The organism is bacterium (assembly GCA_027622355.1).
Lineage (GTDB): Bacteria > UBA8248 > UBA8248 > UBA8248 > UBA8248 > JAQBZT01.
Window position 1 is genome coordinate 1 of the sequence record JAQBZT010000151.1, and the last position, 7,484, is coordinate 7,484.

9 protein-coding genes are annotated in these 7,484 nt (G+C 57.1%); 6 read left to right on the top strand and 3 right to left on the bottom strand.

From position 1 onward, the window contains the following. Positions 1 to 233: 233 nt before the first annotated feature. On the top strand, positions 234 to 1,325 hold the full coding sequence (locus O2807_09610; GenBank protein ID MDA1000751.1) for a hypothetical protein: 1,092 nt from the start codon (positions 234 to 236) through the stop codon (positions 1,323 to 1,325). A 144-nt stretch (positions 1,326 to 1,469) separates the two neighbouring features. Here the strand turns inward: O2807_09610 and O2807_09615 are convergent, their stop codons facing one another. The 3 genes from O2807_09615 to O2807_09625 all read right to left on the bottom strand — a co-directional run bounded on the left by O2807_09615 (position 1,470) and on the right by O2807_09625 (position 2,746). Continuing rightward, the gene (locus O2807_09615; GenBank protein ID MDA1000752.1) at positions 1,470 to 1,742 is read right to left on the bottom strand and encodes a hypothetical protein; all 273 of its coding nucleotides are present in this window, start codon (positions 1,740 to 1,742) and stop codon (positions 1,470 to 1,472) included. Continuing rightward, positions 1,743 to 1,943 carry a hypothetical protein gene (locus tag O2807_09620; protein ID MDA1000753.1) on the bottom strand — a complete coding sequence of 67 codons (201 nt, stop codon included), beginning with the start codon at positions 1,941 to 1,943 and terminating at the stop codon, positions 1,743 to 1,745. 179 nt (positions 1,944 to 2,122) lie between these two features. Then, entirely contained in the window at positions 2,123 to 2,746 is a 624-nt protein-coding gene (locus O2807_09625; protein MDA1000754.1) for a methyltransferase domain-containing protein, read from the bottom strand. A gap of 429 nt (positions 2,747 to 3,175) precedes the next feature. Here O2807_09625 and O2807_09630 point away from each other — a divergent pair, with 429 nt between their 5' ends. The 5 genes from O2807_09630 (at position 3,176) to moaC (ending at position 7,482) form a co-directional block, all read left to right on the top strand. Beyond that, the gene (locus O2807_09630; protein ID MDA1000755.1) at positions 3,176 to 4,117 is read left to right on the top strand and encodes a calcium/sodium antiporter; all 942 of its coding nucleotides are present in this window, start codon (positions 3,176 to 3,178) and stop codon (positions 4,115 to 4,117) included. A 111-nt stretch (positions 4,118 to 4,228) separates the two neighbouring features. Continuing rightward, positions 4,229 to 4,747 carry a hypothetical protein gene (locus tag O2807_09635; GenBank protein ID MDA1000756.1) on the top strand — a complete coding sequence of 173 codons (519 nt, stop codon included), beginning with the start codon at positions 4,229 to 4,231 and terminating at the stop codon, positions 4,745 to 4,747. A gap of 47 nt (positions 4,748 to 4,794) precedes the next feature. Then, positions 4,795 to 5,658, top strand: coding sequence for a peptidyl-prolyl cis-trans isomerase (locus O2807_09640; GenBank protein MDA1000757.1), 864 nt, complete (start codon positions 4,795 to 4,797; stop codon positions 5,656 to 5,658). 596 nt (positions 5,659 to 6,254) lie between these two features. Continuing rightward, positions 6,255 to 6,809, top strand: a complete 555-nt coding sequence (gene dcd, locus O2807_09645) for a dCTP deaminase (GenBank protein MDA1000758.1) — start codon at positions 6,255 to 6,257, stop codon at positions 6,807 to 6,809. 190 nt (positions 6,810 to 6,999) lie between these two features. Next, positions 7,000 to 7,482, top strand: a complete 483-nt coding sequence (moaC, locus tag O2807_09650; protein MDA1000759.1) for a cyclic pyranopterin monophosphate synthase MoaC — start codon at positions 7,000 to 7,002, stop codon at positions 7,480 to 7,482. Positions 7,483 to 7,484 lie beyond the last annotated feature (2 nt).

Consider the following 7,484-nt stretch of genomic DNA (forward strand, 5'->3'; position numbering starts at 1 on the left):
TGTGCGGGGAAAGCACTCCCTCCCCCCTCGGGGGAGGGTTGGGGAGGGGGAACGTACCCCTTCTCCATACCCCGCTCGAACCATGTTCGGCGGGGACTCCTTCTCCCCCCGGGAGAAGGCTGGGATGAGGGAAGGTTTTCAAGAGCGCCCCGCGAAAGCAGGGCGTTTTTTTTGTGGGCCCCGCAAGGTAGAATTCCCAGATTGAAACGACACTAGACTTGGAGTGTGAGGCCGTGACTTCATTTCCAACGAATTCACCCAACGATGACCATCTTGCGGACCTTGAAAATCACATAAAATCGAGCAAATGGAGTGATGCACGCCAAAAATTGTTTGAACTCCTGTCACAGGGAATGCTTGATGTAACCGATTATGACCTCTGGGGCCAGTTCGCTGGTGATATTGATCGCGGACTTGCTAAAAATTGGCATGCAAGGGAGCAGTTTTGGCGAGCCTTATGCCGCCGGATTCGTGAAAGAGAGCGCGCGACGAATACCCGAACCCATAAAGGTCTTATCTACTTCAAGATTGGTGGAATGTCTCTCCTTGCAGGCAAGAGTATCCTCACCGGCATCAAATGGCTCAGACTTGCATACAAAGAGGACGAAATTTTATACGACGAATTGCACCAATCAGTACCACAAGATCAGTCTGCGCGTAGGCTTTTGGTCATCCTGAAAGCATTTAGACGGTTTTTAAATGGTATCCGGAATCAGCAAGGGAAGCAGGTCCAACAACTAATAAATCTGCATCGGACTAGAGTTGCAAGACTATTTGTGGAGGTATTTGACAAGAATATTTATGAGAAAAACTCTGGAACGCCTACTGATCTCCGTGGCTTAAGCAGGGTTCCCTTCGATAGATTGCTCGGCCGAAATCCATACAGAGTTGTCGTCCAGCAAAACTACGATGCTGCCAGATGGCTTTGTGGCAAAGAAAGCGAAATGAGCCCAGTAAATTTGGAAAAATACGGTCTCGCTCAGGCAGTTGTTGTGCTTTGTGGGTCCACCATTGAAGGACTGCTTTATGGAAATCCATCTGTTAGGTTGCAAGTACGAAAAGAGATCAAGAGGGACAAGCCTAATTACACTCTCAGTTGGCTTGTTCTGGCCTACCTTCAGAAAAAGTCCCTGCAGCCTGAGTTGGTGGCGGGGTTGGTTTTTCTGTGGTTCGCGAGGGATTTAATCCATCCGAAACTTGGGAGAAAACATTATGATTTACACATAGATATGAATTTTGCGGAATTCGTGTGGGAATTAACCGGAGCGGTGATAAAAATGATGGCCGTCCAAAGCCGTTCCACAAAGTTTCCTCGTAAACCATAGAAATAATCCCCCATGCTCTCATCCCTCGACTGGTATCTGATCTTCGCGTATCTGGCCCTCGCGCTGGGGGCGGAAGGGATGCCCGCATAAAAAAACCCCGGAGCAGATTCTGCCCCGGGTTTTTTTTATGCTCAACCGGCGAGTCTAGTCTTCTTCTACAAACTCGGCCGAGTACTCGATCTTGATTCCCCGCTGAACGCTCTGGCTTGCGGGACAGCCCAGATCGTGCACCCCCAGGGCGCGCTCGGCTTCGGGGCGCTTGCCCTTGGGAATCCTGGCCTTGTAGTGAACCTTGATCTTGGTGATCAGGGCCATGCCGTCCACATCTTCGATGAAACCTTCCACATGTGCTTCGAGGTTATCCGGAGCACTTGGAATGCCGCGCGCATCCAGCGCGCCGCCCATATTTCCGGTCATTCACCCCGCGACGGCGGCGACGAGATGATCCAGCGTCGCGGGCCGCTCCTCTTCGGGGTCCACCTTGTAGTAGGCCTTGATCCCTCCGTGCACGCCGTAGGGGATCGGGGCGTCCTTGAAGTCCGACAGGTAGGCCGTCTTCATGGCCTTGCCGGGCTCCTTGACCACACGAACCTTGCTGACATGGATCACTTTTCCCACAGGTCTTCTCCTATGCGGGTTGGAATTCGGTGAACGATAGTTGGCGACAGAGGGGGAGAATACCATCAACGAACCTCCGGTGGAACAGGTTTCGGCCGGACAGCGGCGGATTTGCTTAACGGTATGCATTCACTCACTTCGGGGGCGGAAGCATATTTGCGAATGTGCAGGGCAGGGGATCAGTCTGTGTTGTTGAGGCACAGGACGGCGCGCCAGTAGTCAAAGAGATTCACTTTCTTCTGGATACTGGGCGTGAGGCGGTTGGTCTGGAGGAGACGCTCCAGATCAAGGGTGGTTTCCCATCCGAGCTTGCGGACGAGCACGTTGGCGGCTTCCTCGCAGAAGGCGAGAAAGCGGTTCTGGCTCTTGAAGTGATTGATGAAGACGATGCGCCCGCCGGGCTTGCAGACGCGGCAGATCTCCGAGACGACCTTGAAGGGGTCCGGCGCGGCGCTGACGACGTAGCAGGCCGTCACGCAGTCGAAGCTGTTGTCGGGGAATTCCATGGCCTGCGCGTCCATGACCTGCAGGGAGACGTTGCCAAGGCTTTCTCTTTCGACTTTTTCGTTGGCCTTTTCGAGCATTTTCGGGGAGATGTCGATTCCGACGATCTTGGCCTGACGCGAGTAGAGGGGAAGGGATAGGCCGGTTCCCACTCCGACCTCGAGCAGGCGCTCGCCGGGTTTCAGATCGAGGAGATCGACTCCGACATCGCGGCCTTCGCTGAAGATTTTCTTGAAGATCAGATCGTAGAAATTGCCCCAACGATCATAGGTTTTGATCACGCCTTCTTGGGTGAGCACTATAACCGTTCCCTTTAAGATCGCGCGCAAAACAACAATCAATGAACATTGGACAAAAGAAAAAGACCCAACATCCCAAATATGGAGAAGTCAAACCGCGAGTTCTCTATCAGCCTCGCCCAATCAAGTCAAGGTTGATCATCGGGCGGTCTGGAATCCAGTTTGGCGACGGAAGAACTATGGCGGAATTATATCGTATTTTCCTTCAGGGGTGCACATGTTTTCGCGCCCGGTGGGCGGGGGGCGAAAATGCCGCTAAAGCGTTGGAATTCCTGCCCAAGGGTGATATGTTCCAGGCGCCTCACTCCTTCGCGCGGGAAGCCGGAGGGGTAGGGGGTGGGGCGTCGCGCCGCCCCGGTTTGCCCGGCCCGCGGTATCTGTTCTTCCCTTGCTCGAGGTGAAAGCGATTTGGGCTCATTTTTTGAGAGTTTGCCCCTTTGGGCGAATCTGGTTGCGTTCGCGGCAGGGGTTCTGGTGGTGACCAAGGGGGCCGGCTGGTTCACGGGCGGCGCCGTGGCGATCGCCCGGGCGACCGGGGTCTCCAACATGTTCATCGGGGCGACGCTGGTCAGTATCGCCACCACCCTTCCCGAGTTCGGCGTTTCAGCTTTCGCCGCGGCGGTGGGACGGCTCGACACCTCGGTCGGCAACGCGGTCGGCTCGACGATCTGCAACATCGGCCTGATTCTCGCCATCGGGCTGTTAATCCGCCCCATGCCCATCCCGCGCGCCATCGTCCAGAAAGAGGGCCTCATCATGATCGGCGCCGCGGCGCTGGTTATCCTCTTGTCCTTCAGCGGAACGATTGGAAGAGGGGAAGGCGCCGTCCTTCTCCTGGCGGCCGTTCTGTATCTGTGGCATCTGGCCCGGCGCTCGGGCTGGGGGAGTCCTGCCGCGAACGGGGAGGGCGCGCAGGCTTCGCTGGCCGGGGTTGCGGGCCGCTTTCTCGCCGGGGCGGCCGCTGTGCTGGCCGGCAGCATGCTTCTTGTGGAGAACGCCGCCAAGCTGGCGCGCGCGGCGGGGGTGCCCGAGCTGGTCATCGCGGTCACGCTGGTGGCGATCGGCACCTCGATGCCCGAGCTCATTACCGCGATCGTCTCCGCCTTGCACGGGCACAAGGACATAGCGCTGGGCAACGTGATCGGCGCGAACGTCTTGAACCTGACCTGGGTTCTGGGAGCCGCCTCGGCGATCCGGCCGCTGCCTATTCGGACGCAGACGTTTTCCCTGGATTTTCCCGCGATGGTTGCGGTGATGGCGCTGCTTCTGGCCGCGGCGGCTTTTCCGGGACCGCGCGGGCGCTGGGTGGGCGGGGCGTTTCTTCTCGCCTACGGCGTCTACCTGGCACTCATGTTTTCCTGGTTTGCCTAGAGGGGTGATTTTTCACAAATTGACCCCTCCCTGGCGGTTTTACTACTATTTCCCTGGCGGTTTTACTACTATCGAGGTACGCCCAAGACAACCACCACCCAGGGGGTCGATATGAATCCGAAAAACACGGTGACGGAAAATCATCCGCTCGGCAGACATCTTCGGATGGCGACGGAATCGGCCTTTGATGTCATCCGTTTCAGGGACGGGGAAATTATCGAGTATGTCTGGCGGCTTCTCCTGCGTTTTGCCCATGTGGACAATCTGTTCCGGTGCTCCCCCGGGACGGGCGAGCGTCTGGAGCGGGTTCTGGATTTTCTGGTTGAAGCCGAGGGGCGTCGGGGGGCCTCCCTTCGCGAGCTCAAGCTCCAGATGGGGGATGTCTGCCTTTTCTTTACGGGGCTTTATCCGGAAAATCTCCAGAGGAAGAAGCTGAACCCCGAATTTTACGTATCCCAGGGAAAAGCCGCCTACTGTCACGTTGCCGACATTGACGGAGTGCGGCCGAGTGCTCGGTTGTTCCGCAAGCTCACAGATGAGTTCGATACCTGCGTCAGCGCTTTGCGCTTGGAGCGCGAGTTTCTCTTCGATTCGTTCTATCAGTACATCGGCCGGCAATTCAGCATATAACGAGGTGCCACGCCGCCAATCGGTTCATGTAAAAAAAGAGGGAAGGAATGAACATTCAGAAAGCAGCTCCGTTTTTTTTGGTGCTCGGTTTGGCGGTTGGCGCGGCGGCGGGGCCGGCTGCGGGCGCGGAAAAAAAGAAAAGCGCCGCGCAGAATGAGTCGGCCGAAGTCGCGATCATTAACGGAAAAAAACTGACGCTGGGCGAGATCAATCAGCTGATCGGACGGTTTCCGCCGACGGTGCAGATTCGGATCCGGAAGAACCGTGAAAAATTCCTGAGTGGCCTCATCGAAACGGAGTTGCTGTTTCAAGAGGCGATCCGGAGAAAGTACGACGAGGTTCCCGGCATCCGGGCCCGGATCGAACAGGCGAAGCAGCGCATCGTGGTCGAGGAGTTCGTCCGGCAGGAAGTCAACGACGCCGCCGAAGTTTCGGATGCCGAGTTGCGCGATTTTTTCGAAAAAAACAAAAACCGTTTTCAGCGCAAGGAATCGGTGCTGCTGGCCCACATCGTTACTTCGTTGGAAAAGGATGCCTGGAGCGCAGTGGCGGAATTGCGGAACGGCACTTCATTTTCCGAGGTGGCGCGCAAGCGCTCTATCGTCGAGGCGACGCGCGAAAATGGCGGGATGATGGGGACGGTTCAACGCGGCGAGTTGGAGCGGGGCATAGAGGAAGTGGTCTTCAAGCTTCCCATCGGAAAGTTCAGCGATCCGGTCAAAAGCACGCTGGGTTGGCAGATTTTTCGTGTGTCTGAAAAGACCCCGGCGGCCATAGCGAATTTCAATGATGTCAAAGATGATGTCCGAAACATCCTTCTCGATATCAAGCGGCGCGCGAAGTTCCAGGAGATTGCGAGAAAACTCCGAGAGAGCGGAAACGTAAAGGTATTTCCCGAGCGTTTGCGGTAGGCGGGCTCCCCCGGTCCGTGGGAGGTGCTGACCCTTTCTTCTCAAGAGGTTGTGGAGAGATGTGCCTACTTTTTCCCCCGGCTGTCCACAGCTTCTCCCGGCGTAATCCCCCTTTTTTTCACGGTCTGTTAACAATAAATTGTGGTTTTGACGCGAAAATTCTTTGACAGGACACAATATGTTGTGGTTTGATCGAAGCGCTCGGTTTTGCGGGCGCCCCTGAATTGCGTCCGTGATTTTCGATGTGGAGAAACGGTTACGGGACCGGCGGCCGCCGGGTGATGCCGAGGCGCCGCGGAATTTCTTCTTCGCGAAGATGCACTGCCGTTTCACCCGCGCCATCGGGCGAGCGTGGGCGATACCAAAACGGCAGGTATCCGGGGGGGAGGGAATCCCGCTCCAAGTGCGCTTTGGCTCCTGGGAAGTCACTGCTTCGCGGACGCTCCCGCTGGCGGCCGCCGATCCGGTAACCGTTTTTCTTTGTTCCGCATTTTTTTCCTTTCGATATTCACGGCGGAGGATCCGCTTAGCGGGCGTGGAGCAGGCCGAGGATGGCCCGCGCCGGGGCGCCCGCCGCCGGGAATAGGAGCCAGGCGATGAGCATCAAGTCGGACGGCTGGATCATACGGATGGCGCGCGAGCACGGCATGATCGAGCCGTTTGCCGAAAAACAGGTCCGCGATGGAGTCATCTCCTACGGGGTTTCATCCTACGGCTACGACGTCCGCATTGCGGATGAGTTCATGATCTTCACCAACGTGAATTCGACCATCGTCGATCCGAAAAACTTCGACGAGCGCTCCCTGGTCAAGATCAAGGCGGATACCTGCATCATCCCGCCCAATTCCTTCGCCCTGGCCAAAACGGTCGAATACTTCCGGATTCCCCGGAATGTCCTGACAATCTGCGTCGGGAAGAGCACCTATGCGCGCTGCGGGATCATCGTCAACGTCACTCCCTTCGAGCCCGAGTGGGAGGGTTTCGTTACCCTCGAAGTGTCGAACACCACCCCGCTTCCCGCCAAAATTTACGCAAACGAGGGCATCGCACAGGTACTTTTCTTCGAGAGCGATGAAATGTGTCAGATCTCCTATGCGGACAAGAAGGGCAAGTACCAGAGCCAGAAAGGCCTCACCCTGCCCCGGCTTTAGCCGAAAAGGCGGATTTCTCCCTCCCCGGCTTATCTTTACTCCGGCGCCTTGAAATAGGGCTTCCGTTCCCGTTGTTCCTATTTAAAGAAACGTTGTGTTCGAAAATACGGGGCGAGGGGTGTATAATTCTCCGCAGGGTGGCGCGGTTTCGTATCGCTAACCACATGAAATTTCATGCGTTGAGGTACCCATGTCCCGGCAGTTGTCTCATCTGGATGAAAGCGGCCACGCCCGCATGGTGGAAGTGGGCGAGAAGGCAGAGACGGCCCGCGAGGCGGTGGCCCGCGGCCGGGTGGAGATGAAGCCCGAGACGCTTCGCCTCATCCTCGAGGGCGCCCTGCCGAAGGGCGATGTGCTCGGGACGGCCCGGGTGGCCGCCGTCATGGGGGCCAAGCGCTGCGCCGAGTTGATCCCGATGTGCCATCCCATCCGCATGACCGGGGTGGAGATTGCCTTCACCCCCATGGCCAAGGAGGGCGGGATCGAGATCGAAGCGACCGTCCGGGCCCGCGATCGCACCGGGGTGGAGATGGAGGCGTTGACCGCCGTTTCGGTCGCGGCCCTGACGATTTACGACATGTGCAAGGCGGTGGACCGGGAAATGGTCATCGCCGATGTCTGCCTGATGAAAAAAAGCGGAGGGAAAAGCGGCGCTTTCATCCGAAGCGATTAAGG

Excerpts from the sequence above, each read along its gene's own strand:
- O2807_09635 (MDA1000756.1), top strand. The coding sequence starts at position 4,229 with ATGAATCCGAAAAACACGGTGACGGAAAATCATCCGCTCGGCAGACAT.
- moaC (MDA1000759.1), top strand. The coding sequence starts at position 7,000 with ATGTCCCGGCAGTTGTCTCATCTGGATGAAAGCGGCCACGCCCGCATG.
- O2807_09615 (MDA1000752.1), bottom strand. The coding sequence starts at position 1,742 with ATGACCGGAAATATGGGCGGCGCGCTGGATGCGCGCGGCATTCCAAGT.
- O2807_09640 (MDA1000757.1), top strand. The coding sequence starts at position 4,795 with ATGAACATTCAGAAAGCAGCTCCGTTTTTTTTGGTGCTCGGTTTGGCG.
- dcd (MDA1000758.1), top strand. The coding sequence starts at position 6,255 with ATGAGCATCAAGTCGGACGGCTGGATCATACGGATGGCGCGCGAGCAC.